The following is a 25,634-nucleotide window of genomic DNA, read 5'->3' as shown; positions in this document are numbered from 1 at the left end:
GAGCAGGATACGCTGCGCCCTCCATTATGGCGATTGGATCCCTTCAAAATCGAGCGGCGATCGTGACCGGCGCCAGCTCCGGCATTGGCGCCGCGACCGCGGAGGCCATGGCCCGCGCCGGCATGCGCGTGCTGCTGGTGGCTCGGCGCGCGGATCGGCTCGAAGGGGTGGTGGCGCGGATCCGTGACCGCGGCGGCGAGGCCGTGGCGCTGCAGCTGGACGCGGCCGTGCCCGGCGCGGCACAACGCATGCTGCAAGAAGGAGAGCGGATCTTCGGCGGTGTCGACGTGGTCTTCGCCAACGCCGGGTACGGCATGGAAAAAGCGGTCCATGAGATGTCCATGGCGGAGATCCGCGCCATGTTCGAGTTGAATTTCTTCGCGGCCACCGAGCTGCTCTCGCTGGCGGCACAGCAGATGATTCGCCAGAAGCGGCGCGGCCACCTGCTGATGTGCTCGAGCTGCCTGGCCAAGTTCACCATTCCCTATTTCGGAGCCTACGCGGCCACCAAGTCCGCGCAAGCCATGATGACCCGCGCCATGCGCTTTGAATTGGAGCCCCACGGCATCGAAGTCTCGAGCGTGCATCCGGTGGCGACGGCCACGGAATTCTTCGAGCAGTCCGTTCTGCGCGCCGGCATCGATCCACAGGGCAAGACCGTGCCTGATCATGCGCCGAAGATGTTCGTGCAGACTCCGCAGCAGGTCGCCGACGCGGTGGTGCGCTGCCTGCGCCGCCCGCGGAGCGAGGTCTGGACCAGCCTCGCAGTGCGCCTGGCCTCAGGCGTCATCAATGCCTTCCCCGGCCTCTACGACGTGGCGTTGCGCAAGCAGGCGCGCGAAGTTCGCCGCCATCCAAAGCCGCCGGTCTAGCCGCAAAATGCGGCAGTGGACGAAGGGGGCGAGGACGATCTATCTTCACCCCTTCGCAACTGGTTTTCAACCAAGGAGATTCCCGTGGCAATTCGAATCGGCATCAATGGTTTTGGTCGCATCGGCCGGCTGGTCTATCGGGCCGCGGTTGAGCAGGGTGGTTTCGAGATCGTCGGCGTCAACGACCTGGTCCCCGCAGACAACCTCGCCTACCTGCTGCAGTACGACACCACGCATGGCCGCTTCAAGCAGCAGGTGAAGGCCTCCGGTGATTCCTTCTCCGTCGCCGGCATGACCACGCGCACCATGAGCGAGCGCGAGCCGGGCAAGCTGCCGTGGAAGGATCTCGGCTGCCAGTATGTGCTGGAGAGCACGGGGCGCTTCACCGATTTCGAGGGGGCCAAGGGTCACATCGCGGCCGGCGCCAAGCGCGTGCTGATCTCGGCGCCGACCAAGAGCGAGCAGGAAATTCCGACGCTGGTCTACAAGGTGAACCACGAGCAGTACGACCCGTCGCGCCACACCATTGTGAGCAACGCCAGCTGCACCACCAATTGCCTGGCGCCGATCGTGAAGGTGATCATGGACGAGTTCGGACTCGAGGAAGGCCTGATGACGACGGTGCACGCCGCGACCGCGACCCAGCCGACGCAGGACGGGCCGTCCAAGAAGGATTGGCGCGGCGGGCGCAACGCCTACCAGAACATCATTCCCGCCAGCACCGGCGCCGCCAAGGCGGTGGCGCTCTGCCTGCCCGCGACCAAGGGCAAGCTCACCGGCATGAGCTTCCGCGTTCCGCTGGCCAACGTGAGTTGCGTCGACCTGACCTTCCGCACCGTGAAGCCGACCAGCCTGGACCGCATCCACGCGGCCATGAAGATTGCGTCCGAGGGCGCCATGAAGGATGTGCTCGGATACACGGAGGAGGAGGTCGTGTCGAGCGATTTCATGAGCGATCCGCGCAGCAGCATCTACGACGCCCGCGCCTGCATCCAGTTGAACGACCGATTCTTCAAGGTGGTGAGCTGGTACGACAACGAGAGCGGCTACGCCACGCGCTGTCTGGACATGCTCCGCATGATGGCGGCCAAAGACAAGGCGTGATGCGCGCTTCGATCGCCAGCCGCGGCGGAAGACGGTGGATTCGATCCCGATCCTCGTGGCGCGGTCTGGTTGCGCTGTTCGCGATGCTGGCGATCGGATTTCAGCGAGCGCCGGACGCAGCCGTTTCCAAGCCGCTCTATAAAGTTTCTCCTGTCGCGACACTCAACCTCAAGGATGAGAAGCGCTCGAAATCCCTTGAGATCACAGTGATTGCCCCGGCCGAGCCGCTGGACGCCAACGCGAAAATTCCGCCGCCCTATCCGCTGGTTGTTTTCTCGCACGGAATGGGCGGCTCCGACGAGGCGTTTCCATTGCTGGCGGAATACCTTGCAGCGCGCGGCTTCGTGGTCATTCGTCCGACGCACGCCGACAGCGCCAAGTACATGAAGGATCCGAAGGAGCTGGTCAAGAATCCCAGGGCGGTGGTCAAGACCGTGGATCTGCGCGGCCGAGTCCAGGATCTCGTCTTCATCCTAGATTCACTCGACACCATCGAAGCGAATTCGGGTTTGTTCGGCGCGAGGGGCGGCAGCAGCAAAATCGATCGCACCCGAATCGCGGTGGCGGGGCATTCGGCGGGTGCGTTCACGGCCGCGCTGGCCGCCGGCATGGAGGCCCGCGGGCTGGACCGGACGGTCAAGTCGTACATGGAAGGCCTCAAGAGTTACATCGAACCGCGCTTCAAGGCGGGCGTGATCATTTCCGGACAGGGGCTCACCAGCAAGGCGCTCACCCAGGACTCATGGAAGAAAATTTCCGTGCCGATGCTCTACTTCACCGGCTCGCTCGACACGACGCCCGCCACCGACGAAACACCGGAGGCCCGCAAGGATGGATTCAAGTTTTCCCGCGGTACCGCGGCCGGTGGCCCGCCCGCGTGGCTGGTGTTCGTCGAGGGCGCCACGCACTCAAGCTTCGGCGGCAAGTCCCGGGCGCTGGCGCTTGATGCGGGGGCGAAGGATCCGACCGATCCGCAACTCGTCTCCGCGGTCACAAATGAAGTCGTGCTGGAGTTCCTGAACGCCACACTTCGGGATGACGCGGCGGCCAAGGCATGGATGGCGAATCCCGACAACGTGAAGGCCCTCAGCGAGGGCAAGGCCACGATTCAGTCAAAATAAAATTGACTCTGCGCTGGCCCGAACGCTTAGAAGTCGCGCTCAGCCCACTTGGCCGTCGAGCCAGGCGGGCACAGCGTCGATGTTCATCTTTTCCTGCTGCTGCGTGTCGCGGTGGCGGATCGTGACGGTCTGCGCGGTGAGCGTGTCCGAATCGATCGTGATGCAGAACGGAGTGCCCGCCTCGTCCATGCGGGCGTAGCGCTTGCCGATGGTCTGCTTGGGGTCGTATTCGCAGACATGCCGCTTGCGGAGCTCGCGGTGGAGCTTCTCGGCGATCTCGGGCATGCCGTCCTTGTTCACCAGCGGGAAGATGCCTGCCTTCACCGGGGCCATGCGCGGATGGAACTTCATGTAGACGCCGCTGGGCCGCGACTCATCCTTGGTGTAGGCTTCGCACAAAAGCGCCAGCGTGCCGCGGTCGGCGCCGGCGGAGGGCTCGATGACGTGCGGGAAGTAGCGCTCGTTTTTTTCCTGGTCGAAATACTTCGCCTTGTCGTTCTTGCCGGAGTGTTCGGCATGCTGGCGCAGGTCGAAGTCGCCGCGGTGGGCCACGCCTTCGAGCTCGCCAAAGCCCGGCGCCGTGAAGGGGAAGCGGTACTCAATGTCGCTGGTGCCGGCGCCGACCTTGGCGTAGTGGGCCAGCTCGTCGCGGTCGTGCTCGCGCAATTGCAGGTTGGCGCCGGCCAGTCCGATCGACTGCCACCACGCGAAGCGCTGGTCGCGCCACCACGGATACCACTGCGCCGCTTCCTCGGGGCGGATGAAGAACTCCAGCTCCATCTGCTCGAACTCGCGGCTGCGGAAGGTGAAGTTGCGCGGCGTCACCTCGTTGCGGAATGCTTTTCCAATTTGCGCAATGCCGAAGGGAACGCGCACTCGGGTGCTGTTGAGCACGTTGTCGAAGTTGGCGAAGATGCCCTGGGCGGTTTCGGGGCGCAGGTACGCGGCGTTGGCGGGATCCTCGATGGCGCCCACGTTGGTTTTGAACATCAGGTTGAACTGCCTCGGCTCGGTCAGCGTGCCCGGCTCCTTGGCTTCGGGGCCGACACAGCGGGCGCGCTCCTCGGCGGTGAGCGTGGTGTAGGCGCGGATCAGATGCCGGGCGGCGTCGAGCGCCTCGCGGCGCTCGTACTTCAGCAGGATTTTCTCCGCCTTGGCCCGCTGCTCGGTGTCATTGTCGATGAAGGCGTAGAGGCGGGCCGCGGGCTCGGCGGCGCCGAGCACCATCAGGTGGTCCGCGCGATATCGCGCTTTGCTTTCACGGCAATCCACCATCGGATCGTTGAAGCCGCCCACGTGCCCCGACGCGATCCAGACCTTGGGATTCATGATGATCGAGGAGTCGAGCCCGACGATCTGCACCGGGTCGCCCATCGGCCCGATGAGCTCGTTGCGCACGACATCCTGCCACCAGGCGTTCTTCAGGTTGCGCTTCAGTTCGGTGCCCAGCGGCCCGTAATCCCAGAAGCCGTTGATGCCGCCGTAGATCTCAGAGCTCTGGAAAATGAAGCCGCGCCGCCGGCAGAGCGAGACGATTTCTTCCATGGACTTGGTCGCGGTGTCGGACATGGCCCGCAAGTGTAAAGAAGTTTCGGCGACGCGTTGAAGCGGCGCGAGCGTTAATCTCCGGCCATGAGTCGCGTGGTCATCGTCGGCGGCGGCATCATCGGCCTCTCCTGCGCCCGCTTCCTGAAGAGGGACGGCCATGAGGCGATCGTGCTGGAGCGCTCGCCCGGGCCCTCCGGCTGCAGCTTCGGCAACGCCGGGCTGGTCTCGCCGAGCCATTTCGTGCCGCTGGCCGCGCCGGGCATGATCGCCAAGGGGCTGCGGATGCTGGGCAACCCGAAGAGTCCCTTCTGGATCCGCCCGCGCCTGGACCGCGACCTGATGAAGTGGCTCTGGAAGTTCTACCGCAGCGCCACGCCGGCGCACGTGGCCGGCTGCGAAGGCTTGCTGCGCGACATCAGCCTGCTGAGCAAGAAACTCTACGTGGAGCTCGCCGCGGAAAGCGATAATCGCATCGGCCTGGTGCAGAAGGGGCTGCTGGTGCTGTGCAAGAAGTCCGCGACGCTGGCCCACGAGGCCGCGGTCGCCCGCCGCGCCAACCAGATCGGACTGCGCGCTTCGCTGCTGACGCAGGGCGAGGTTGCCGCGCTGGAACCGGAATTGACGCTGGACGTCTGCGGCGGCGTGCACTTCCACGACGACGCGCACCTGAATCCGGCGCTGGTGATGCAGGAGCTGGCCCTTGGCGCGGACATCCATTACGGCACCGAGGTCACGGGCTTCGACATGCTCGGGGACCGGGTGGTGGCGGTGAGGACCACGCGCGAGCGGATCGAAGGCGATGAGTTCGTGATCGCCACGGGGTCCTGGTCGGGAGCGGCGGCGCGGCAGCTTGGCGCGGAACTTCCGATGCAGGCGGGCAAGGGCTACAGCATGACGATTCAGGAACCAGCGCAGATGCCGCGAACTTCCTGTCTGCTCGTCGAGGCCCGCGTGGCGGTGACCCCGATGGGCGGCGCGCTGCGCTTCGCGGGCACCATGGAGATCGGCGGCGTCGATGACACGGTCAATCCCCGGCGCGTGCAGGGCATCTGCGAGTCGATCCCGCGTTTTCTGCCAGCCTTTGCCGGCGCCTTCGACGCGCGGCACAAGCAGGCGCGCCCGGTCTGGACCGGACGGCGCCCGGTCACGCCGGACGGACTTCCCTATCTGGGGCGTTTCGCGCATCTGCGCAACGCGATCGCCGCCGCCGGCCACGCCATGCTGGGCATCAGCCTCGGGCCTGCGACCGGTCTGCTGGTGAGCAACATCATCGGCGGAAGGAGCCAGCCCTTCAGTATCGAGAAACTCAGGCCGGAGCGCTTCGCATGAGGAAGTCGCCATGAAGCGCGCCGTGTTCCTCGCCGGACCGCTGCTGGGAGTGCTGGTCTGGTTTGTGCTGGGTCCGTCGGGCATGACGGGTGCCGGGCTTTCCAGCAATGGGGCGATCGTCGCCGGACTGCTGGCGTGGATGGCCGCGTGGTGGGCGACCCAGGCGGTCGATCTGGCGATCACGGGACTGCTGCCGGTCATCGTGCTCTCGCTCTTCAACATCGGCACTACGCAGGACATCCTCTCGCCCTATGCCAACGACATCATCTTTCTCTTCGCCGGCGGATGCACGATCGGGTTCGCCATCGAGCGGCATGGCCTGGGCCAGCGCTTCATCGCCTTTGTGCTCTCGCACATCGGCCACTCGCCGGGCCGCATCATCGCGGGATTTCTGATTGCGACCTCGCTGCTGAGCGCCTGGGTTTCCAACACGGCCTCGGCGGCGATCATGCTGCCGCTGGCCATGGCGGCGGTGGCGTGCTTCGCGGGCGGAGCGGGCGAGAAGCCGGAGCATCACCGCGCCTTTCTGAATTTCGAGCGGGCGGTGCTGCTGGCGGTGGCCTACGGGGCGAGCATCGGCGGCGTCATGACGCTGCTGGGAAGCCCGCCGAATCCGATCGCGGCGGAATGGCTCCGCGCCAACGGATCGGGCATGGATTTCCTGCAGTGGTCGATGATCGGGGTGCCGACGGCGGCGGTGATGATGATCGCCACCCAGATCGTCTTCCGCGTCATGTGCCCGATGAAGGGGCTCTCGGCCACGGCGATCTCGCTGCCGGTGCCGCGCGGGCCGATGAGCCGCGCCGCGCGGATCACCGTGGTCATCTTCGCCTGCGCCATCGTGGCGTGGGTGGGCGCGCCCTTCCTCAAAATGTGGATTCCCCAGCTGAAGCTGCGCGACGGCATGATCGCCATTGCGGCCGCGGTGCTGCTCTTCATCATTCCCGAGAAAAAAGGCAGCGGCGAGGCGATTGTGCCCTGGGCGCTGACCGGCCGTCTGCCGTGGGGGGTGTTCATTCTCTTCGGCGGCGGACTGAGCCTGGCGGACGCGATGCAGTCGACCGGCGTCTCGGACGCGGTGGCCCGCTCGCTCTCCGGTCTGGCGGTCGTGCCGGCGCCGATCCTGCTCTTCCTGGTCGTGACCATGCTCATCTTCGCCAGCGAGATCGCCTCGAATACGGCCCTAGTGGCCACCGCAGTGCCGATCGTCGGGGCGATGGCACCCGGCCTGGGCATCCCCACGGAGAAGCTGGTCGTGGCGGCGACGCTCGGGGCGAGCTTTGCTTTCATGCTGCCGGTCGGCACGCCGCCCAGCGCGCTGATCTTCTCCACCGGCCGCGTGCCGATGCGGGAGATGCTGCGCGTCGGTTTCGTGCTGGACCTCTGCGCCGCGGCCATCATCACCGTGATGTGCTCGATCCTCGCCTGAGCTGCGCCGGGATTCGTTAGCATGATGGGCGATTCGTCGATGATCCGTCGCGAGATTCCCATTCCTGGAGTTCCTTCTGCGGGCCTTTCGCGCCGGGACTCCCTCCGGGCGATCGTTGCCGCCACGCTCGGAGCCTCCGCTGCAGCCTGCACCATGAACGAAAATTCAAAATCAAAGTCGACTCCCGAAAGCGCCGCGAACGATGCATCCTCCGCGGAGAGCGCGACCGGACCGGTGGTCCTTTCGACCTGGAACTTTGGGCTGGCCGCCAACGCCAGAGCGCTGAGCCTGCTGGACTCGGGCGGCAGCGCGCTGGACGCCGCGGAGTCGGGCGTCATGGTGACGGAGGCCGATGTCAACGAGCACACCGTGGGGCTGGCCGGATACCCGGACCGCGACGGCTTCGTCACGCTCGACGCCGCCATCATGGATGAGCGCGGCCGCGCCGGCTCGGTCGCCTTTGTGCGCGGCGTGGCCCATCCGATCTCCCTCGCCCGCATGGTGATGGAGCGCACGCCCCATGTATTGCTGGTCGGCGAGGGGGCGGAGCAATTCGCGCGCTCACAGGGGGTGGAGATCCTTCCCGACGCGCTGCATCCGGAGGCGCGGGCCGCGTGGCAGGAGTGGCTGAAGGAGAAGAAGTACAAGCCCCAGGCCAACCGCGAGAACGCGCCGCGCCGGCCGGCGGATGCGAATCCGAGCATCAAAGGCGGCGAGCGCGACCATGACACCATCGCCATGCTGGTGCGCGACGAGCAGGGGCGGCTCGCAGCCGCCTGCACCACCAGCGGCATGTCCTGGAAGATGCATGGTCGCGTCGGCGACTCGCCCATCATCGGGGCCGGACTCTACGTGGATGGCGAGGTGGGCGGCGCAGTCTGCACCGGCGTCGGGGAAATTCCCATGCGCTCGGTCGCCGCGTTTCTGATCGTGGAACGGATGCGATTCGGCGCCTCGGCGCAGGAGGCCTGCCAGGAAGCGGTCGCCCGCATGATCCGCAACACGCCCGATGCCGGAAATTTCCAAGTGGGGGTGCTCGCTCTCTCGCGCAGCGGCGGCGTGGGCGCCTATTCCATCCAGAGCGGCTTCACTTACGCCATGGGCACGGCCGAGGGCAACGAGATGCGCAGCGCCGCCCACGCCTTCTAGTTCCTCGCAATCCCGTCACCTGTCCAGAGGCACTTCGAAGAGCTCGAAGCGCTCGCCCCGGTGAATGCTTCGCGCGTTGTCGGGGATGAAGACCTGCTCGCCCGGAGGAGCGGGGCGGCCGCCGGGGCCGTCGGGATTTCTGGCGGCGCCACCGTCGGGCATCGGCGGGCGGCGCCCTTGGTTCATCGTCTTTTTCAGGATGAGGACCCGCGCATATTTCGAGGCCGCGTCGTCGGGGACGCGGTCGATGCGAACCGGCGTGTGCAGCGCGTATCCCGCCCACCATTCGATGCCATGCGCGGCGACGATCAGCGTGGTGCGCGGCTCGGGAATCTCGCTGCGCAGGGCGAAGAGCTCCCGCAATTCCTCATCGGTGAGCACTGCGCCGGGCGTCGAGATCCCGGTGATGGAGTGGACCGCCCCGTAGGCCACGCTCACCGCGATCCACCAGGCGGCGAAGGCCCGGTAGAGCGCCTTTCCGGGCGGCAGCAGCGGCGCGGGAGCTTCCAGTGGCGAGGTCTTTTTCGCCATGACGAGTCGGGCGCCGAGAAAAGTGAAGACCACCGCGACCGGCACCGGCGCCATCAACCCCAGCCGCTGCGCGTATTCCGGATTGAGGAAGGGGCAGACCAGCAGCATGCACAGCAGACTGAGCCCGATGATGACCGCGCGGTCGGCGCCGGCTTCGCGCCTCCAGCGCAGGGCGACGACGAGGATTCCGCAGAGCCCGACACCAAGACCGATGAAGGTTCCGTGGGAATCGCGACCGCCCGGCGGTCCCATGGGTGGACCCATGCGCGATTTTCCATCGCCTTGCGGGCCGCGATCATCGCGCAATGCAATGTCGCCGCGGGGATCCCCACCTCCCGGCATTGGAGGCGGCCGAATGTTTCCCTGTCGGGCGAAGTCATCGTCCGGGCCGCGGGGTCGGTGCATCGGCATGTCCCTGCGTTCGCCTTGGCCGAAGATTTTCTGCGGCGCCTCGAACAGGGTCTGGGCACGGGCGGGACTGGCGGCGCTCAGAAGCGCCAGCGACAGTGATCCGACGATCACCGCGGACACCACTCCAATGATGAGCGCTCGTCGCGAGATGCCGCCGCTGGCGAGACAGACCGCCATGATCGCCGCGGCACCCAGCGCGGCGCAACCGAACGACCCGCCATGGGTGAGCGCCGCCAGCACCAGGGCCAATGCCGTGGCGACGTGCCAGCGGACCGAACGCGCAGCGCTTTCCGGGCTTTTGCCCGCGTGCAGGGCGCGCCAAAGGGACCACCAGGCCATCACGGCCCAGACCAGTCCAAGCGAATTCTTCTCGAAGTCGCTGACCATGCGGATGACGGGGGCGCTGAGCACCGCCAGCAGCGCGCCGGCCATCGCCATGGGAATGCCGCGCTTCGCGCCGCCGCACCAGGCGAAGCCGAAGAGGAAGACAAACAGCGCGACCCACGGCTCCGTGATGCAGTCGACGGCCTGCGCCGCCACCAGATAGGCGCGGTCGCCCTGCATTCCCGCCAGGATGAGCGCCTTGGCGGCAATCCCGTCGATGACGAAGATCAGCGGCGCATCCTGGTAGAGCAGGCGACCTTCATTGAAGAGCCACCAGGCCTGCACCGGGTAGTAGGCGGGATCCATCGCCGGAGGAATGACGTTGGCGAATTGGATGTGCGCCCGCACGGCGATCGCCGAGAGCAGAACTGCGACGAAGGCCGCGACCCACAAGGCTCTCATGGCGTGCAGCGTAGCGGAGAGCCCCGCGATGATTACACTTCAACGCGGTGACGACGATTTCCTCCACTTCAACCGGCGCTGGCGCGACCTCGGGCGCCGGCACTTCGGGCGCGGCGGTGAAGTGGGCCTGGGCCGCCGCGGTCCTGCTCTTCCTCTGGCTGCTGGTCGCGCCGATCCACTGGGGGCTGAACGTCTCCAACGACGACCTGAAATTCGTCCGCGGCAATCTCAACGTCGGTTCGCTGGCGGAGAACATCCGCCACGGCTGGCTTCACACCAACAGCTTCCGCCCCCTGGAAAACATCGTCGCCAGCTTCTGCGACCCGCGCACGCTCTGGTGCTGGCCCGTGCTGCCGGTGCAATTCACGGGGATGGCGCTGCTGGCCCTGGGCGTGGTGGCGCTGGCGCGGCGGGTGCTTCCCGCGGCGCCAATCGCGGCCCCGCTGATCCTGATTTGGATCGAGCTCTCGCCCAGCACCATGACCTCGCTCTGGCAGATGGACACCTGCTCGCAGACCTGGGTCGCAGCCCTCGGGCTCTGGTGCGGCATCCTGACCTGGGATCTTTTTGCGGCGGCGCGGCGGGGCGGGTCGATCGGGGGCACGCTCGCGCTTCTCTTTGTCATCGCCGCGGTGGCCATGAACGTCAAGGAAACCTTCTTCGGCTGGAGCGCCGCGATCGGCGCGGGCGTGATCGTGGCGATCGCCGCCTGCCGCGGGATGGATCGCCGCGCCACCCTGCGCGCCGCGTTGGCGCTGCTCCCGGTCGCGGTCATGCCGCTGATCTACCTGGTCATTCGCTACAAGTTCGGCGGTCTCGGCGGCGTGGCACCGATCGACGAGGCGCCGGAGGGCCGCTACCAGATCGGGCTGGGCGAGAACATCCTCACCAACGCGCTGATGTCGATGTTCGGCATTTTCTCCAACGGCCCGCTGCATATCTTCAACGACGAGGCCGCGATGCTGCCGCTGCGGGCGCTTCCGGTGCTCAGTCTGCTCGCCTCGGGCGGAGTGCTGATCGCGGCGGGGGCGCTGCGCATCCTGCACCGCAAGACACCAGGCCATGTGCCGCTGCGCCGGGCGCTGCTGGCCGCGTGCGTCTGCATGTTCAGCGTGGTCGTGACCCTGCCCATGGGCGCGGTCTCCGATCTGTATGGATTCGGCCCCAACATCGGATCGGGGCTGCTGATCGTGACCGCCGGATTGATGCTGTGGAACCCGGCCGACGACAACGACCGCTTCATCGGGCGCTTCATCGCCGCGGCAGCGATGGCCGTGCTCTGCGTCGTCGGTCTCTACGGAGTCGCCGGCCGCACCTACCAGTTCTCCATGACCTGGTACTACGCCCGCGAGATCAATCGAATCGTGCTGGACCACCAGGCCGCGTTGCCGCCGGGCAAGCCGGGCGAGGCGGCGGCCTGCGTCTACTTCCCGCAGAACTGCTACAGCGGACACATTTACGGTTCGGTCATGATCCGGCCATTGCAGTCGATGGGCATCGACTCGATCGGCGAGTGGATCAACCGCGCGGATCCGAAGCATCCCATTCGTTTCCTGATGACGCCGCCGTCGACGCTGCGACCGGGGTTCGATCTGGTGGTGGATTGCTCGAAATTTCCCGCACGGCAGGATTGGTAAAAGGCCGCCGCGCATCGAAGCGGCGAAGTCGGTGCCGAAATCAAATTGTCTTCAGTTCAGGCTGGAAACCACGGATTTTCGCGCCGCGTTCTGGGCTTCCTCGACGCGCACCTCGCGTCGGGGCACGATGTCCTTGGCGATGCCGATGGCCTTCAAGGCGCGGACTTCCCAGTAGGTCACATCCAGCTCCCACCAGCGATGCTGCACGGAGCAGCAGGAGGGGTCGTGATGATGATTGTTGTGCCAGCCCTCACCGGCGGCGACCAGCGCCACCAGCCAGTTGTTGCGGCTGTTCTCATCGGTCTCGTGATTCTGGTAGCCGAAGAGATGCGTCAGGCTGTTCACGCTCCAGGTGATGTGCCAGACCAGCACGGTGCGCACGAAGACGCCCCACACCAGCACGCCCGCGGCGAAATACAGGGCGCTGTTCCAGTCAAGCCAGATGCTGGAAAGAGCCAGCGGCGCCGCGAAGAAGACCACGCACTGGCCCAGGTAGAACCAGAGCGGGCTGGTCGGATTCTTCTCCAGCCACATGTAGAAGGGATCCTGCAGGACATCCTTGGCGTAGCGCTCGTAGTTCGCCCATTGGTGCAGCTCGCGGTTGTGCAGGAAGAGCCAGCCCATGTGCCCCCACAGGAAGGTCACCAGCGGCGAGTGCGGATCCTCGGGCTCGTCGCTGTGCACGTGATGCTTGCGGTGCGTCGCCACCCAACGCGCCGGAGAATCTTCCAGGCAGCAGAGGGCCAGCACCACCAGTCCGTATTCGAACCAGCGTGGCACTTCGAAGCTCCGGTGGGTGAGCAGGCGGTGGTAGCCCATCGTGATCGCCTGGCCGAAGACGTGGACGCCCGCGAGCGCGATCAGCAGAGCGGTCCAGGAGAACAGACTCGGCATCACCGCTAGCAGGGCCGCAGCGTGCACCACAATCAGCGGCACAAAATAGCGCAGCATGACCAAGGTGGGCTTGGTGGAGCTCGGCCTGAGAAGCGGGGAATGAGATGTGAGGTGTGTGATGTGGGGTCCGATGGTCGCAGATCAAAAAGTGGAATGGGCAAAAATGGGCCAAACCAAGCGGTTCAGTATACCGCGTCTACATGATTTGTTCTTGCGACCGCAAATGAATGCAAATAAGGTCGACGCATTGCGGAACCGAGTGGGTTGATGTGTCCAGGCGCACCTCCGGCGCTTGCGGCGCCTCATAGGGATCGTCGATGCCCGTCATGCCTTTGAGAAGCCCGGCGCGGGCTTTCCGGTAGAGCCCCTTGGGATCGCGTTTCTCTGCGATGGCAAGGGGACAATCGACGAAGACCTCGATGAATCGAAGGTTCGAGGCGCCGTGCCTTTGGCGCACAAGATCGCGGCCGGACTTGTATGGGGAGATCATCGACACGATGGCGACGGCGCCCGTCCCGGCCTGCAGCAGCGCGGCCTCGCCGGCGCGGCGCACCGCCTCCTGCCGACCCGCCGCGTCGAAACCGAGGTCCTGGTTCATGCCACGCCGCAGCTCGTCACCGTCCAGCCGAACCGCGCGACGGCCCGAGGCCACGAGCTGGCGCTCGAGCTCCTGGGCGATGGTGCTCTTGCCCGAGCCCGAGAGGCCGGTGAGCCAGATGGTCGCTCCGTCAACGATCTTCGGCGGCATGGTGGGGTGAAGGTAGCATTCGGCGCGGGCGCCCGGAGCGACGCGCGGCGTGACGATCGCATGAAGAATTCCCACCTGGACGAACTCGAGGCCGAAGCCATCCACATTCTGAGGGAGACGGCGGCCTCGTTCGAGCGGCCGGTGCTGATGTATTCCATCGGCAAGGATTCCACGGTGCTGCTGCACCTTGCCCGCAAGGCGTTCTGGCCGGGCAAGCCTCCCTTCCCGTTGCTGCATGTCGACACCACCTGGAAGTTCCGGGAGATGATCGCCTTCCGCGACCAGGTGGCGAAGGATCTGGGCGTGGAGTTGATCGTGCACACCAATCAGGAGGGCCTGGCCCAGGGCATCACGCCCTTCACCCACGGGTCCAAGCTCTACACGGATGTCATGAAGACCCAGGCGCTTCGGCAGGCGCTGGAGCAGCACCGCTTCGACGCGGCCATCGGCGGCGCCCGTCGCGACGAGGAGAAGAGCCGCGCCAAGGAGCGCGTCTTCAGCTTCCGCGACTCGCATCACCGCTGGGATCCCAAGAACCAGCGGCCGGAGCTGTGGAATCTCTTCAACACCCGTGTTCTTCCCGGCGAGAGCATGCGCGTCTTTCCGCTCTCCAACTGGACCGAGCTGGACGTCTGGCTCTACATCCACCGGCAGAAACTGCCGGTGGTGCCGCTCTATTTCGCCCGGGAGCGACCCGTGGTGAATCGCGGCGGCACCTGGATCATGCTGGACGACGACCGGATGAAATTGAAGCCGGGGGAGAAAGCCGATCGGCGCATGGTGCGCTTCCGCACGCTCGGCTGCTATCCGCTCTCCGGCGCCGTGGAATCGAATGCCACCACGCTGGTCGAGGTGATCGAGGAGATGCTGCTCACCCGCACGTCGGAGCGGCAGGGTCGGCTGATCGATCACGACGCCATCGGCAGCATGGAAGAGAAGAAGCGCGAGGGCTACTTCTGATGAGCGTGACCTTCGTGCCCGGCACCGATGTGGGGCAGTTTCTCGACCGCTATGAGCGGCACGAGCTGCTGCGCTTCCTGACCTGCGGCAGCGTCGACGATGGCAAGAGCACGCTGATCGGCCGCCTGCTGCACGACACGGGGCGCGTCTTCGAGGATCACATGCGCGCCGTCGTGGCCGAGAGCAAGGTGCACGGCACGCGGGGCGGCGAGGTCGATCTGGCCCTGCTGGTGGACGGCCTCAAGGCGGAGCGCGAGCAGGGCATCACGATCGACGTGGCGTGGCGCTACTTCTCCTCGGCCAAGCGGTCGTTCATCATCGCGGACTGCCCCGGCCATGAGCAGTACACCCGCAACATGGCGACCGGAGCGAGCCACTGCCAGCTGGCGATCACGCTCATCGACGCGCGGCATGGCGTGACCTCGCAGACGCGCCGCCACGCCTTCATCGCGGCGCTGCTGGGCATCCGCCATGTGGTGGCCTGCGTGAACAAGATGGATCTGGCGGAATGGTCTCCGGAGACCTTCCGCAAGGTCGAGAGCGACTTCCGCGCGCTCTGTGCACACCTGGGCATCGCCGATCCGGTGGCCATTCCGATCTCGGCGCTGCAGGGGGACAATGTCGCTCTTCGCAGCGAACGCATGAAGTGGTACTCGGGACCGACGGTCATGGAGCTGCTCGATTCGGTGCCCGTGGAGCCGCCGAACCTCGACGGACCTTTTCGCATGCCGGTGCAGCAGGTCTTCCGACCCGATCTGGATTTCCGCGGCTTCGCCGGCAGTGTGGAGTCGGGATCGATCCGCGCCGGCGAGCGCGTGCGGGTGCTGCCCTCGGGCAAGTCCACGCGGCTGCGCCGCATCGCGACCGCGGATGGCGACCGCCCCGTGGCCAGCGCCGGCGACGCGGTGGTGCTGACCTTTGAGGACGAGGTGGACTGCTCGCGCGGCGATGTGATCGCGGGGGAGGGCGGGGACACGGCGGTCGCGAAGCGCTTCGAGGCCGATCTGGTGTGGATGTCGGAGCAGCCGCTGCAGCCGGGGTCGCAATGGATTCTCCGCGCCGGAACGCGCACCACCAGCGCCCGGGTGCGGGCCATCCACTGGGAGCACGACATCGACGCACTCGCCGAGCGCCCTGCGGTCATGCTGGCGCTCAACGCCATCGGCCGCGTGGAGATCGAGTGCGAGGAGCCGATCGCCATCACCTCCTACAGCGATTGCCGCGGCACGGGCGCGCTGATCCTGGTGGACCGCCTGACCTGCGCGACGGTCGGCGCGGGAATGATCCGCCTGAAGCAGGGGATGCGGCAGTCGCACTGGGACACCCGCGCCGTGGCCGGCCTGGTGGAGCGGCCGCAGTTGGTGCGGCTTGAAGATCGCGAGCAGCGCCATGCGCAGCGACCGGTCACCCTGCTGCTCTGCGGCATGCCGGGGGCGGGCAAGGCGAAGCTGGCCCACCAGCTCAACCGCCGACTCTTCGATGCCGGCCATGCGGCGGTGGTGCTCGACGGCCAGTCGATGCGCCGGTCGCTCAGCCGCGATCTGGGATTCGATCCCAGGTCGCGCAGCGAGAATCTGCGCCGCGCGATGGAAGTCTCCCGGCTCCTCAACGACCAGGGACTGATCGCCATCTGCAGCATGGTGGCGCCGCAGCAGGAGGCCCGCGACAAGGCTCGCTTGCTCGTGGGCTCCGAGCGTTTCGTGCTGATCCATGTGGAGGGGGGATCGATGAATCGCGACGATGGGGAGGTCCGCTTCGAGGTTCCGCAGGAGGCGCGGATCACGGTCCGCGCGGATGAGGACCCGGCGGCCGCGGCGCAGCGCATCGCGCAGGAGCTGACACGCGGCGGATTCCTGAAGTAGCGCAGCACGTGAATCGGGTCAGGACGTGCCGCCGGCAGGGCGCTGCGGCCGGCCGCCAAGAACCGCCGAGTGCAGCGCGGGGTGGGCGCAGAAAACTCCGGCGCCGGGATGCATCGAGCGGCCGCGTCGAAAATCCAGCGGCGCGCCCGAAGCGTCCGACGCTGCGCAGCCCGCCTCCTGGGCGATCACCACTCCCGCGGCGTGGTCCCAGATTTTTTCCCCGTAGTCCGGCTTGGGCGAGAGGCGCACAAAGCAGTCGGCGTCCCCGCGGGCCAGCAGGACATACTTCGCCTGGCTGTCCATCGGCAAACACGTGACGCTCCCCGCGGGCGAGATCATGGCCAGGGCGCGGTCATGCGCGGAGTGAGCCGCTTCCACGGACTCCGCGAGTCGAATCGCTCCGCCGGGCGACCACGATCGCGCCCGCATCTGAGTTGGAGCGGCCGCGCCTTTGAGCGGCACCTGCCAGGCGCCGCGGCCGCGGATGGCGAAGGCGAGCGTTCCTTGCGAGTCGGCCGCGGCCGAAGAGAGTCCGAGCCGCGGACATCCGATCGCTCCTGCGAAGGGCGCGCCATCCACCAGCAGTCCGACCGCGATCGCGAACTGGCCGCCGCGCAGATAGCCCTTGGTCCCGTCGATCGGATCGATGGTCCAGAGCGATCCGACCGCCCCGCCCGCGTCGCGGCTCATGGCCAGCGTCGAGCGCACGCGCTCGATGGTCCATTGCATCTTCGTGTCCGCGCGGTTGAGCACCTCGGTCACTCCGTGGAGGGTTTCCTCCTCGCCCGCGGCGCCGGTCTCGTCGGCGCTCTCCTCGCCCGCGATCCGGATCGCGGATCCCAGCCGCCGGACCAGCGATTCGGTGATCGCGCATTGACCGGCGAAATCCGCCAGCGTGACCGGACTGGAGTCGCTTTTTTGAATGGCCTTCGGCGAGCCGGCAGCATGGACGGCGTCGGCGCCCGCCCGGACCGCCTCCTGCAGGATGCTCGCGAGCGAGGCGGAATCGATGTCGATGGCTTCGCTCATCCGGCGCGAGGTTACTCGCCGACCGCTCAGGCGTCTGTTAGTTTCCACTCGTCCGACGCATCCCGGCGGGGCGGATTCCCATTCGAATGCAAAACACTTCCCAACTCGATCTCGCACTGGTGGTCACGACCCACAACAGCATGAGGACCATCGCCCGCTGCCTTGAGAGCGCGCGGGGCCTGGCCCGGAGGATCCACGTCGTCGACTCCGGCAGCACCGACGGCACGATCGAGGCCTGCCGGAAATTCGGCGCCGAGGTCGTGCACCACCCCTGGCAGGGTTACGCGAAGCAGAAGGAGTTCGCGCTGTCGCTGGCCGCGACCGAGGAATGGGTGCTGCTGCTGGACAGCGACGAGAGCCTGGAGCCGGATTTGCAGAAGGGATTGCGCGAGGCGATTCAGGGGGCGGCGCCCGGTGTCCGCGCCATCGAGATCAACCGGAAAATGTGGTACGAAGGGGGATGGATCCACCACGTCGGCTTTCCCGACTGGGTGGTGCGTTGCGGCCGGCGCGGCGCGCTGGGCATGGTGCACAAGCCCGTGCATGAGCGCGTCGAGGCCGACGGGCCGACCATCCGCGCCGCCGGCGTCTGCCGCCACGAATCCTGGGACGGAGTCTGCGACGCCATGGAGCGTGCGGCGAAATATGCCCGCCTCTCGGCGGAAGTGCGCCGACCAAAAACTTTTCCGCTGCTCTACAGCTTCTGCAGCGCCTGCGCGATCGTCTTCAAGCATGGACTCCTGCGCGGCGGATTCCTGGATGGCTGGCGCGGCATGGTGGCGCTGGTGATGTACGCGATCGGGCGCTTCGCCAACACCATGGCCACCTTCGAGCGAAGCCGGAAGGATTGAGGTCCTTTGCGTTCATTCGCGACCATGTCGCGCGGGACGGGCGCCGACGTGCACCATCGGCGTCCGTGTAATTTCCCTTATGATCGCCGTGTTGAAGCCCACAGAAATCAACGAACAGGCGCCCATCCCGAGTGGCGGACCATCTCGGGCTCCCCGACGGGCGGCCGACGCGCGTGCGCACGCCGCGACCCCGGAGCCGAAATTGTCCTGCGCGAGCTTCCACTCAGGTTCCAACAACCAGGAACTTACGGATTACATGCGCCGCGTCATCCAGTCCTTCGTGGGCAAGCCGCCGATGCGGATGCTCGACATCCCGGCCGGCGCAGGGCAGTTGAGCGACGCGCTGAGGGAGCTCGGTCACGAGGTGGTCTGCGCGGACCTCGCCCAGGCCCGGCCGGACTATGTCCGCGTGGACATGAACCACGATCTTCCCTTCGAAGATGCCTCTTTTGACGCCGTGCTCTGCCTGGAAGGACTCGAGCACATGCTTGAACCCGACCATTTGATCAAGGAGCTGCTGCGCGTCTGCCGCGTCGGAGGCATGGTCGTCCTTTCCACGCCCAATGTGCTGAGCTACTACTCCCGCCTGCAGTTTCTGCTGACCGGGACCCTCTACCAGTTTCTTCCGGCGAATGTGCGGGAAATCGGGAGGGACGAGTTGACCGACCGGTTCCACATCGCGCCGGTGGATTATTTGCGGCTGCGCTACATGGCCGAGTACTTCGGCGGTCGGGTGGAGTCCATCGCCACGGACAAGTACAAGCGGAAGGTGCTCATGCCCTTGTATGTCCTGATCTGGCTGCTGGGATTGCCGTGGGCGCTGTGGATTTTCTTCGGCCCTTGGGCGAACAGGGAGCACATGGGGCGGAACCGGGAAATGTTCTCGCACATCAACTCACCGGCATTGCTCTTTGGTCGGTCCCTGGTGATGTTCCTCCGCAAAGTCGAGCATGTGCGGAGGATGCCGAGTGACGGGATCAATTGAATTGGATTCGGCCCGCCTGAAGAAGGATCCCTGGATCACCAGGCTTTTCGCGAAGGCCGGTCTGGACCTCACGCTCTTCTACATTCCGGTTCCCCGGCTCAAGGGAGATTTCATCGGCGTGCCGGCGCACCTGGTGGCGGCCTTCGTCGCCATGGTCTGCGAGGCGATCTCCACCGCCACCTCCAGCGTCGGCATCTTCGTGCTGCTGGGCGCCACGCTGCTGCGAGCCCCGGCCCTGCTGCCCGATTGGAAGCGGATGTTCGGCGAAACCTGGATCCGGCTCATGCTGCTCTCGGCGGCGTGGCTGGCGATCACGATTGTGTGGTCGCCCGATGTCTCGCAAGGATTGGAGCGTTTCGAAACCCTGAAATTCCTGGTGTGGATGCCCATGCTCTGGCCGCTCCACCGGCAGTGGCGCTGGCTGCTGGCGGGCTTCCTGCTCTCGGCCGTCGTGATGCAGGGGATCCAGCTGGCGGGCGCCGCGTTCGGAGTCACGCACCACGGGCAGAACACGCTGGCCGGACTTCGTCATCCGACCATGACGGGACTTTGGGATGCGATCGCGCTGAGCTGCTGGCTCTTTTTGGCGGTCGCCGTGAGTTGGCAGGCGATGCTTCTGTGCGTGCCGATGGCGGTGCTTTCGGCGCTGGGGTTTGTCTGGGCGGGCCAGCGCGCGGCGCTGGTGGCGATCCTGATGGAAATCCTGGTCGCCAACATCGTGCTGGTCTTCGCGGTGCGCGGCTGGCTGCGCCGCGCCGCGATCCGCTTCGTGCTCGGACTGGCCGTGGTGGGGGGCGTCTACTTCCTCGCGGGCGAGGCCCTGGTCGTCAAGGTCCGGCAGGCGGTCGTCGAGACCGAGCAGTCCCTGCAGAGCGGCACGCCGCAGGTGATGGAGGCGCGGATCGCGATGTGGAAGATGTCGATGGTCGCGTGGCGGACCAACCCGATCTTCGGCGTCGGTCTCGGCGGCTACAAGAAGGCGACCGCAAACGTCACCGGCATCGAGTATCCGGGCATCGACATCAAGTACTACGACACGCCCCACTCGACCTATGTGATGATCCTCACCGAGAATGGCGTCGTCGGCCTGCTGCTCTTCGCGGTCTGGGCCGGGGCATTCTTCGTCCGGGCCTTCAAGTTCGTCCAGCTCGATCCCACGCGCATCGGCGTCTTCGGCGGCTCGGTGATCTGGTTCTGCGCGGCCATGTTCGACAGCTTCCACACCCGCGGCGTCTTCCTGACCATCGGCGTGATCATGATGACCCTCTCCACGATGCCGCTTCCGGAATCGGGCGGCGCCAAAAGCGCCTCGCCTTCCCGCGCCTGACGCCTGGTTCTAGTCGCGGTCGAAGAGCGTTCGCGCGGCGAGCTTCGCCTTGCTTCGAGCCAGGTCGTAAAAGTAGAGCGGCGTGCGGCTCGGCTCCGGCAGCTTGATGGAGCGCGCCGGAAAGCCCTTGCGCAGATAGTGGCGGTCCAGAAGCGATGAGCTGATCCGCCACTTCTTCAGGAATTGCCTGGCGCCGGGGTTCCGCTTCACGCGCCCCGTGGACTTGCATTGGAAGTGGTAGACCATCGATCCGCCGAGTCCGAGGAAGATCCGGCAACCGGCCCTCCACATCTTCATGGCCAGGTCGTTCTCGCAGCTCATCCCGGGCGAGAACTCCTCGCTCAGTCCTCCGACCTGGTTCCAGGCGTCGCGGTGCATGATGAAGGGGCACCAGCATGAGCCATACCAGTCGAGCATGCGCAGGGAGGTGAACTTCCGGGTCAGCTCCGCTTCGCAGAAAGTCTCGATGGAGGTGCCGAAATCGGCCGACACGGCGCAGGGATTTCCTGCACCCCGGGGTTCAATCATCGTCCCGGAGATCATGTACAGCCGGGTGTCGAGCGAGCGCACCTTCTCGAGCAGGCAGGTGTCCCACCCGGGAAGGCAGTACATGTCGTCGTTCATGATGCAGAGAAGGGGCGAGGTCGAGCTCGCGGCCGCCTGGTTCATCGCGATGCAGATGCCGACGTTGGCGGGCGATTCCGTGAAGCGGATGCCCTCGCGCGTCAGGTACTCCCGCGTCCCGTCGCTTCCTTCGTTGACATGGGCGACGATTTCATGGTCGAACGCGGAGTTCCTGCGGATGCTCTCGACGCAGAGCCGCAGATAGGGCAGGTTGTTCCAGGTGGGAACAATGATGGACATGATGTTCGTCGCGGAAGTGGTCAATCGCGGGCTCTTGGTGGGATGACGAAAAAGGTAGCACAACCCCCGCGGGCGGCGCCGGCGCGCCGTGAAATCCCCGCCGATTTGTCCTAGGATGAAACCGAATGATCCTCGTCACCGGAAGCGCCGGATTCATCGGCTCCAACTTCACGCTGGACTGGCTTGGTGGCGGCGGCGAGCCGGTGTTGGGCTTGGACGTCCTGACCTACGCGGGCAACCTGGAGAATCTCGCCGGACTTCGCGGGGACAAGCGGCTCACTTTTGTGCGCGGTGACATCGGCGACTCGGCGCTGGTCGAGCAGCTGATGGAGAAGCACCATCCGCGCGCCATCGTCAACTTCGCCGCGGAGAGCCACGTCGACCGCTCCATCCACGGGCCGGAGTCCTTCATCCAGACCAACATCGTCGGCACCTTCCGGCTGCTCGAGTGCGTCCGCAAGCACCACGACGCGCTGGCCGGCGCGGAGAAGGCCGCCTTTCGATTTCTGCACGTCTCCACCGACGAGGTCTACGGCTCGCTCGGCGCGGCCGATCCCGCCTTCGCCGAGAGCAAGCAGTACGAGCCCAACAGCCCCTATTCCGCCTCGAAGGCCGCCTCCGACCACCTGGTCCGCGCCTACCACCACACCTACGGACTGCCAGTGCTCACCACCAACTGCTCGAACAACTACGGGCCCTTCCAGTTTCCGGAGAAGCTCATTCCGCTCATGATCCACAACGCGCTCCAGGGCAAGCCGCTGCCGGTCTACGGCGACGGGCAGAATGTGCGCGACTGGCTCTTCGTCTCCGACCATTGCTCCGCCATCCGGCGCGTGCTGGAGTCGGGGCGCGTCGGACAGGTCTACAACATCGGCGGCAACAGCGAGATGAAAAATCTTGACGTGGTCCACACCTTGTGCGACATCCTCGACGCGCTGCGGCCGAGGTCGGACGGCAAGTCCTACCGGACGCAGATCACCTTCGTGAAGGACCGGCCGGGGCATGATCGGCGCTACGCCATCGACTCGCGGAAAATCCAGGGCGAGCTCAAGTGGAAGCCCGCGGAGACCTTCGCCGGCGGCCTGCAGAAGACCGTGCGCTGGTATCTGGACAACGAGAAGTGGGTCGCCAACGTGACCAGCGGCGCCTACCGCGAGTGGGTGGACACGAATTATTCCAAGCGGCAGGAGACTTCGGTTTGAAGCGGCGCGGCATCATCCTGGCCGGCGGCTCGGGCACGCGGCTCCATCCGGTGACGCTGGCGCTCTCGAAGCAGATGCTGCCGATCTACGACAAGCCGATGATCTACTACCCGCTCACCACGCTGATGCTGGCGGGCATCCGGGACATCCTGGTCATCTCCACGCCGCAGGATCTGCCGCTCTTCCAGAAGCTGCTCGGCGATGGAAGCGCGTGGGGAATCAATCTGCAATACGCCCCGCAGCCCTCGCCCGACGGGCTGGCGCAGGCCTTCATCATCGGCAGGGAATTCGTCGGCAAGGCCCCGACGGCGCTGGTGCTGGGCGACAACATCTTCTTCGGGCATGAGTTCCAGAACCTGGTGCAGAAGGCCTCCAAGCGCGAGGAGGGCGCGACGGTTTTCGCCTACCGCGTGCGTGACCCGCAGCGCTACGGTGTGGTGGCCTTCGACGCCGCGGGGCAGGCGACCTCGATCGAGGAGAAGCCCGAAAAGCCCAAGTCGAACTACGCGGTGACCGGGCTCTACTTCTACGACAACGACGTGCTGCGCGTCGCGGCCGGCATCAAGCCCTCGGCGCGCGGCGAGCTGGAGATTTCGGATGTGAACCGCGCCTACCTGGAGAGCAAGAGGCTGCACGTGGAGCTGATGGGGCGCGGCTACGCCTGGCTCGACACCGGAACGCACGAGTCGCTGCTGCAGGCGAGCCAGTTCGTGCAGACGCTCGAGGACCGCCAGGGCCTGAAGATCGCCTGCCCCGAGGAGGTCGCCTTCCGCCAGGGCTACATCGACCGGGCCCAGGTCGAGAAATTGGCGGCGCCGATGCTCAAGAACGACTACGGCCAATACCTCATGCAGATGCTGCGGGAGCGCTGAGGCGCCGATGAAATTCACGCCGACCGATCTTCCCGAAGTCATGCTGATCGAGCCGGAGGTGTTTCGCGACGACCGCGGGTTCTTCTTTGAGAGTTTCAACTCACGAGCATTCCAGAGTGCAACGGGCTGCATGGACGCTTTCGTGCAGGATGATCACTCGCGCTCGACCCGCCATGTGCTTCGCGGCCTGCACTACCAGATCGCTCGGCCGCAGGGAAAGATCGTCCGCGTTGTCACCGGAGAGATCTTCGATGTCGCCGTGGACCTGCGAAAGAGCTCCCCGAACTTCGGTCGCTGGGTCGGCACGCGCCTCGGTGCGGAGAACCGCCGCGCACTGTGGATACCCAGGGGCTTTGCCCATGGGTTCCTCACCCTTTCCGAAACTGCGGAGGTGCTCTACAAGCACACCGACTTCTGGTCGCCCGAGCACCAGCGCTGCATTCGCTGGGATGATCCCGCAACCGGCATCAAGTGGCCGCTCTCCGCGACGCCCATCCTCTCGGCCAAGGATGCGGCCGGGTCAGCCTTCAAGGACGCGGAGCTCTTTCCTTGAGTCAGGGGGCCCGCCGAATCCTGCTGTTCGGCGGCGACGGACAGGTTGGACTCGAGTTGCAGCGGTCGCTCACGTCGATCGGAACGCTGATCGTTCCGACCCCCAGCCAGGCGGATTTCTCCCGGCCTTCGTCGCTGCGAGAGGTGGTGCGCTACGCCAAACCCGAGATCGTCGTCAACGCCGCGGCCTACACCGCGGTCGACAAGGCAGAGAGCGAGTCGGAGCTCGCCCGTCGCATCAACGCGGAGTCTCCCGGCGTGATGGCGGAGGAGGCGGCAATGCTCGGCGCCCTGTTGATCCACTACTCCACCGATGCGGTCTACGACGGCACCAAGGGCGCGCCCTATGTCGAGAGCGACGCGCCCAATCCGATCAATCAGTACGGCAGGAGCAAATGGGAGGGCGATCAGGCGGTGGCGGCGGCCGGGGGTCGCTTCGTGATTTTGCGGACCAGCTGGGTTTATGCCTCGCACGGACACAATTTTGTGCGGACCATCCTCAGGCTCGCTTGCGAGCGCGACGAGATCCGCGTGGTCAACGACCAATTCGGAAATCCCACCGAGGCGGGCTCCCTCGCCGACGCGACCGCGCAGGTCGTCCAGCGTGTGCTCGCCGCTCCCGGCGACTTTGCTTCGGAGATCTACCACGCGACCGGCACCGGAAGCACGAGCTGGTTCGAGTTTGCCCAGGCGATCGTGGGGCTGTCACCGGCGGCCGTGGAGCGCGGGACGAAGGTCGTTCCCATCCCTTCGAGCGACTATCCCTTGCCGGCGCCGCGCTCGAAAAATGGACGGCTGGACTGCGGAAAATTGTTCAACGCATTCCAATGCCGGCTTCCGCCGTGGCGCGAGTCGCTGCGCGAAGTCGTCAGTCGATGTGCCGATGGCTGTCGGCAAACAAAATGAGCTTCTCGACATCGCCCGACAGCAGGATCGGCATCGCCATCTCCTGCTTCGCATCCGACCAGTTCCACCACGCGATGCGCTGGAGCTCCGCGATCTGGTGCTCTGGAAATCGATAGCGCAGAATCCTCGCCGGATTGCCCGCCACCAGGGCGTAGGGCGGCACATCCTTGGCGATGACGGCCTTGGCGCCGATGGCCGCGCCGTTGCCGATCGTGACACCTGAAAGGATCGTGACGCCGTCGCCGATCCAGACATCGTTGCCGATCGTGACATCCCCCTTGGTCTGCGGCTGGCCCTTGATGTGCCTCGCGGAGGCGCGGAAGACATTGAACGGATAGGCCGTGATCCAGTCAATCCGGTGGTTGCCGCCGAGGAAGATGTTCACATTGTCGGCGATCGAGCAGAAGGAGCCGATCCGCAGATTCGCCGCGTTGTGAAACTGGACGGTGGGCTCGCCGTAGGTGCCGCGCCCGACGGGAAAGTGGTCCCGGACCCGCCCTCGCTTGAGCGAACGGAAACTGATCCGGTGCTTCAGGATGAACTTGCGAACATTCGCCCCCAGCGCCTGCATGGGACTCATCGGGAGCGATTCGAGCGTCTCACCGAACGCGCCCTCGCCAACAGGGTAGTGGTCGCGGATGCGCGGCGGCCGCGTGAATGGCCTG

Annotated in this window: 23 protein-coding genes; 16 read left to right on the top strand and 7 right to left on the bottom strand. The window is 65.9% G+C overall.

Translation table 11 applies throughout. From position 1 onward, the window contains the following. Positions 1–26: 26 nt before the first annotated feature. The 3 genes from K8R92_12230 (at position 27) to K8R92_12220 (ending at position 3,097) form a co-directional block, all read left to right on the top strand. Positions 27–872, top strand: coding sequence for an SDR family NAD(P)-dependent oxidoreductase (locus K8R92_12230; protein MCE9620659.1), 846 nt, complete (start codon positions 27–29; stop codon positions 870–872). Between the two features lie 84 nt (positions 873–956). Continuing rightward, positions 957–1,976, top strand: coding sequence for a type I glyceraldehyde-3-phosphate dehydrogenase (gap, locus tag K8R92_12225; protein ID MCE9620658.1), 1,020 nt, complete (start codon positions 957–959; stop codon positions 1,974–1,976). An 83-nt stretch (positions 1,977–2,059) separates the two neighbouring features. Beyond that, positions 2,060–3,097: an alpha/beta fold hydrolase gene (locus tag K8R92_12220; GenBank protein ID MCE9620657.1), complete on the top strand. Its 1,038-nt coding sequence runs from the start codon at positions 2,060–2,062 to the stop codon at positions 3,095–3,097. Positions 3,098–3,136: 39 nt separating this feature from the next. On the opposite strand, the gene K8R92_12215 is transcribed toward K8R92_12220, so the two are convergent. Further along, positions 3,137–4,642: a glycine--tRNA ligase gene (locus K8R92_12215; GenBank protein ID MCE9620656.1), complete on the bottom strand. Its 1,506-nt coding sequence runs from the start codon at positions 4,640–4,642 to the stop codon at positions 3,137–3,139. Positions 4,643–4,729: 87 nt separating this feature from the next. Between K8R92_12215 and K8R92_12210 the strand changes: the two genes are divergently transcribed. The 3 genes from K8R92_12210 (at position 4,730) to K8R92_12200 (ending at position 8,552) form a co-directional block, all read left to right on the top strand. Next, entirely contained in the window at positions 4,730–5,974 is a 1,245-nt protein-coding gene (locus K8R92_12210; GenBank protein MCE9620655.1) for an FAD-dependent oxidoreductase, read from the top strand. 10 nt (positions 5,975–5,984) lie between these two features. Then, a complete protein-coding gene (locus tag K8R92_12205) occupies positions 5,985–7,403 on the top strand; it encodes a DASS family sodium-coupled anion symporter (GenBank protein MCE9620654.1) in 1,419 nt (472 codons plus the stop codon). A 153-nt stretch (positions 7,404–7,556) separates the two neighbouring features. Then, positions 7,557–8,552: a N(4)-(beta-N-acetylglucosaminyl)-L-asparaginase gene (locus K8R92_12200; protein ID MCE9620653.1), complete on the top strand. Its 996-nt coding sequence runs from the start codon at positions 7,557–7,559 to the stop codon at positions 8,550–8,552. Between the two features lie 15 nt (positions 8,553–8,567). Here the strand turns inward: K8R92_12200 and K8R92_12195 are convergent, their stop codons facing one another. Continuing rightward, positions 8,568–10,280 carry a hypothetical protein gene (locus tag K8R92_12195; protein ID MCE9620652.1) on the bottom strand — a complete coding sequence of 571 codons (1,713 nt, stop codon included), beginning with the start codon at positions 10,278–10,280 and terminating at the stop codon, positions 8,568–8,570. A gap of 47 nt (positions 10,281–10,327) precedes the next feature. On the opposite strand from K8R92_12195, the gene K8R92_12190 reads away from it, so the two are divergent. Then, on the top strand, positions 10,328–11,917 hold the full coding sequence (locus K8R92_12190; GenBank protein MCE9620651.1) for a hypothetical protein: 1,590 nt from the start codon (positions 10,328–10,330) through the stop codon (positions 11,915–11,917). A gap of 51 nt (positions 11,918–11,968) precedes the next feature. Here K8R92_12190 and K8R92_12185 read toward each other — a convergent pair whose 3' ends face one another. Both K8R92_12185 and cysC read right to left on the bottom strand, forming a co-directional pair. Beyond that, on the bottom strand, positions 11,969–12,868 hold the full coding sequence (locus K8R92_12185) for a fatty acid desaturase (protein MCE9620650.1): 900 nt from the start codon (positions 12,866–12,868) through the stop codon (positions 11,969–11,971). Positions 12,869–13,007: 139 nt separating this feature from the next. Then, complete coding sequence (cysC, locus tag K8R92_12180) at positions 13,008–13,559, bottom strand: adenylyl-sulfate kinase (protein ID MCE9620649.1); 552 nt, start codon at positions 13,557–13,559, stop codon at positions 13,008–13,010. A 60-nt stretch (positions 13,560–13,619) separates the two neighbouring features. Here cysC and cysD point away from each other — a divergent pair, with 60 nt between their 5' ends. After that, positions 13,620–14,519: a sulfate adenylyltransferase subunit CysD gene (gene cysD / locus K8R92_12175; GenBank protein MCE9620648.1), complete on the top strand. Its 900-nt coding sequence runs from the start codon at positions 13,620–13,622 to the stop codon at positions 14,517–14,519. Further along, positions 14,519–16,381, top strand: a complete 1,863-nt coding sequence (gene cysN, locus K8R92_12170) for a sulfate adenylyltransferase subunit CysN (protein ID MCE9620647.1) — start codon at positions 14,519–14,521, stop codon at positions 16,379–16,381. Before cysD ends, cysN begins: the two co-directional genes overlap by 1 nt. Before the next feature lie 18 nt (positions 16,382–16,399). On the opposite strand, the gene K8R92_12165 is transcribed toward cysN, so the two are convergent. Continuing rightward, positions 16,400–17,410 (bottom strand): hypothetical protein, encoded by a 1,011-nt coding sequence (locus K8R92_12165; GenBank protein MCE9620646.1) that lies wholly within the window; start codon positions 17,408–17,410, stop codon positions 16,400–16,402. A gap of 86 nt (positions 17,411–17,496) precedes the next feature. Here K8R92_12165 and K8R92_12160 point away from each other — a divergent pair, with 86 nt between their 5' ends. The 3 genes from K8R92_12160 to K8R92_12150 all read left to right on the top strand — a co-directional run bounded on the left by K8R92_12160 (position 17,497) and on the right by K8R92_12150 (position 20,573). Beyond that, positions 17,497–18,261, top strand: a complete 765-nt coding sequence (locus tag K8R92_12160) for a glycosyltransferase family 2 protein (protein MCE9620645.1) — start codon at positions 17,497–17,499, stop codon at positions 18,259–18,261. 202 nt (positions 18,262–18,463) lie between these two features. Continuing rightward, positions 18,464–19,246 (top strand): class I SAM-dependent methyltransferase, encoded by a 783-nt coding sequence (locus K8R92_12155; GenBank protein MCE9620644.1) that lies wholly within the window; start codon positions 18,464–18,466, stop codon positions 19,244–19,246. Further along, a complete protein-coding gene (locus K8R92_12150) occupies positions 19,230–20,573 on the top strand; it encodes an O-antigen ligase family protein (GenBank protein ID MCE9620643.1) in 1,344 nt (447 codons plus the stop codon). Before K8R92_12155 ends, K8R92_12150 begins: the two co-directional genes overlap by 17 nt. Before the next feature lie 9 nt (positions 20,574–20,582). Here K8R92_12150 and K8R92_12145 read toward each other — a convergent pair whose 3' ends face one another. Then, on the bottom strand, positions 20,583–21,440 hold the full coding sequence (locus K8R92_12145; protein MCE9620642.1) for a glycosyltransferase: 858 nt from the start codon (positions 21,438–21,440) through the stop codon (positions 20,583–20,585). Positions 21,441–21,562: 122 nt separating this feature from the next. Between K8R92_12145 and rfbB the strand changes: the two genes are divergently transcribed. From rfbB to rfbD, 4 genes are read left to right on the top strand one after another with little or no spacing between them, the layout of a single operon-like run. Next, positions 21,563–22,639 (top strand): dTDP-glucose 4,6-dehydratase, encoded by a 1,077-nt coding sequence (gene rfbB, locus K8R92_12140; GenBank protein ID MCE9620641.1) that lies wholly within the window; start codon positions 21,563–21,565, stop codon positions 22,637–22,639. Beyond that, positions 22,636–23,511, top strand: a complete 876-nt coding sequence (gene rfbA, locus K8R92_12135) for a glucose-1-phosphate thymidylyltransferase RfbA (protein ID MCE9620640.1) — start codon at positions 22,636–22,638, stop codon at positions 23,509–23,511. Before rfbB ends, rfbA begins: the two co-directional genes overlap by 4 nt. 7 nt (positions 23,512–23,518) lie before the next feature. Then, complete coding sequence (rfbC, locus tag K8R92_12130) at positions 23,519–24,064, top strand: dTDP-4-dehydrorhamnose 3,5-epimerase (GenBank protein MCE9620639.1); 546 nt, start codon at positions 23,519–23,521, stop codon at positions 24,062–24,064. Further along, on the top strand, positions 24,061–24,969 hold the full coding sequence (gene rfbD, locus K8R92_12125) for a dTDP-4-dehydrorhamnose reductase (protein MCE9620638.1): 909 nt from the start codon (positions 24,061–24,063) through the stop codon (positions 24,967–24,969). Before rfbC ends, rfbD begins: the two co-directional genes overlap by 4 nt. Here the strand turns inward: rfbD and K8R92_12120 are convergent. Beyond that, positions 24,932–25,540 carry a CatB-related O-acetyltransferase gene (locus K8R92_12120; GenBank protein ID MCE9620637.1) on the bottom strand — a complete coding sequence of 203 codons (609 nt, stop codon included), beginning with the start codon at positions 25,538–25,540 and terminating at the stop codon, positions 24,932–24,934. The two genes, rfbD and K8R92_12120, sit on opposite strands and share 38 nt — an antisense overlap. Positions 25,541–25,634: the final 94 nt, after the last annotated feature.

It is taken from the genome of Planctomycetota bacterium (assembly GCA_021414025.1).
In the GTDB taxonomy this organism is placed as follows: Bacteria; Planctomycetota; Phycisphaerae; order Phycisphaerales; family SM1A02; genus SYAC01.
The sequence above is the reverse complement of the archived record's forward strand: the minus strand, read 5'-3'. Positions and strand labels throughout refer to the sequence as shown.

Bases quoted from the DNA above. Each gene is read 5' to 3' on its own strand.
- cysN (MCE9620647.1), top strand. From the start codon at position 14,519: ATGAGCGTGACCTTCGTGCCCGGCACCGATGTGGGGCAGTTTCTCGAC.
- K8R92_12195 (MCE9620652.1), bottom strand. From the start codon at position 10,280: ATGAGAGCCTTGTGGGTCGCGGCCTTCGTCGCAGTTCTGCTCTCGGCG.
- K8R92_12205 (MCE9620654.1), top strand. From the start codon at position 5,985: ATGAAGCGCGCCGTGTTCCTCGCCGGACCGCTGCTGGGAGTGCTGGTC.
- K8R92_12165 (MCE9620646.1), bottom strand. From the start codon at position 17,410: ATGAGCGAAGCCATCGACATCGATTCCGCCTCGCTCGCGAGCATCCTG.
- K8R92_12230 (MCE9620659.1), top strand. From the start codon at position 27: ATGGCGATTGGATCCCTTCAAAATCGAGCGGCGATCGTGACCGGCGCC.
- cysD (MCE9620648.1), top strand. From the start codon at position 13,620: ATGAAGAATTCCCACCTGGACGAACTCGAGGCCGAAGCCATCCACATT.
- rfbC (MCE9620639.1), top strand. From the start codon at position 23,519: ATGAAATTCACGCCGACCGATCTTCCCGAAGTCATGCTGATCGAGCCG.
- rfbB (MCE9620641.1), top strand. From the start codon at position 21,563: ATGATCCTCGTCACCGGAAGCGCCGGATTCATCGGCTCCAACTTCACG.
- K8R92_12210 (MCE9620655.1), top strand. From the start codon at position 4,730: ATGAGTCGCGTGGTCATCGTCGGCGGCGGCATCATCGGCCTCTCCTGC.
- K8R92_12220 (MCE9620657.1), top strand. From the start codon at position 2,060: ATGCTGGCGATCGGATTTCAGCGAGCGCCGGACGCAGCCGTTTCCAAG.
- K8R92_12200 (MCE9620653.1), top strand. From the start codon at position 7,557: ATGAACGAAAATTCAAAATCAAAGTCGACTCCCGAAAGCGCCGCGAAC.
- K8R92_12215 (MCE9620656.1), bottom strand. From the start codon at position 4,642: ATGGAAGAAATCGTCTCGCTCTGCCGGCGGCGCGGCTTCATTTTCCAG.
- K8R92_12120 (MCE9620637.1), bottom strand. From the start codon at position 25,540: ATGCAGGCGCTGGGGGCGAATGTTCGCAAGTTCATCCTGAAGCACCGG.
- cysC (MCE9620649.1), bottom strand. From the start codon at position 13,559: ATGCCGCCGAAGATCGTTGACGGAGCGACCATCTGGCTCACCGGCCTC.
- K8R92_12185 (MCE9620650.1), bottom strand. From the start codon at position 12,868: ATGCTGCGCTATTTTGTGCCGCTGATTGTGGTGCACGCTGCGGCCCTG.
- K8R92_12160 (MCE9620645.1), top strand. From the start codon at position 17,497: ATGCAAAACACTTCCCAACTCGATCTCGCACTGGTGGTCACGACCCAC.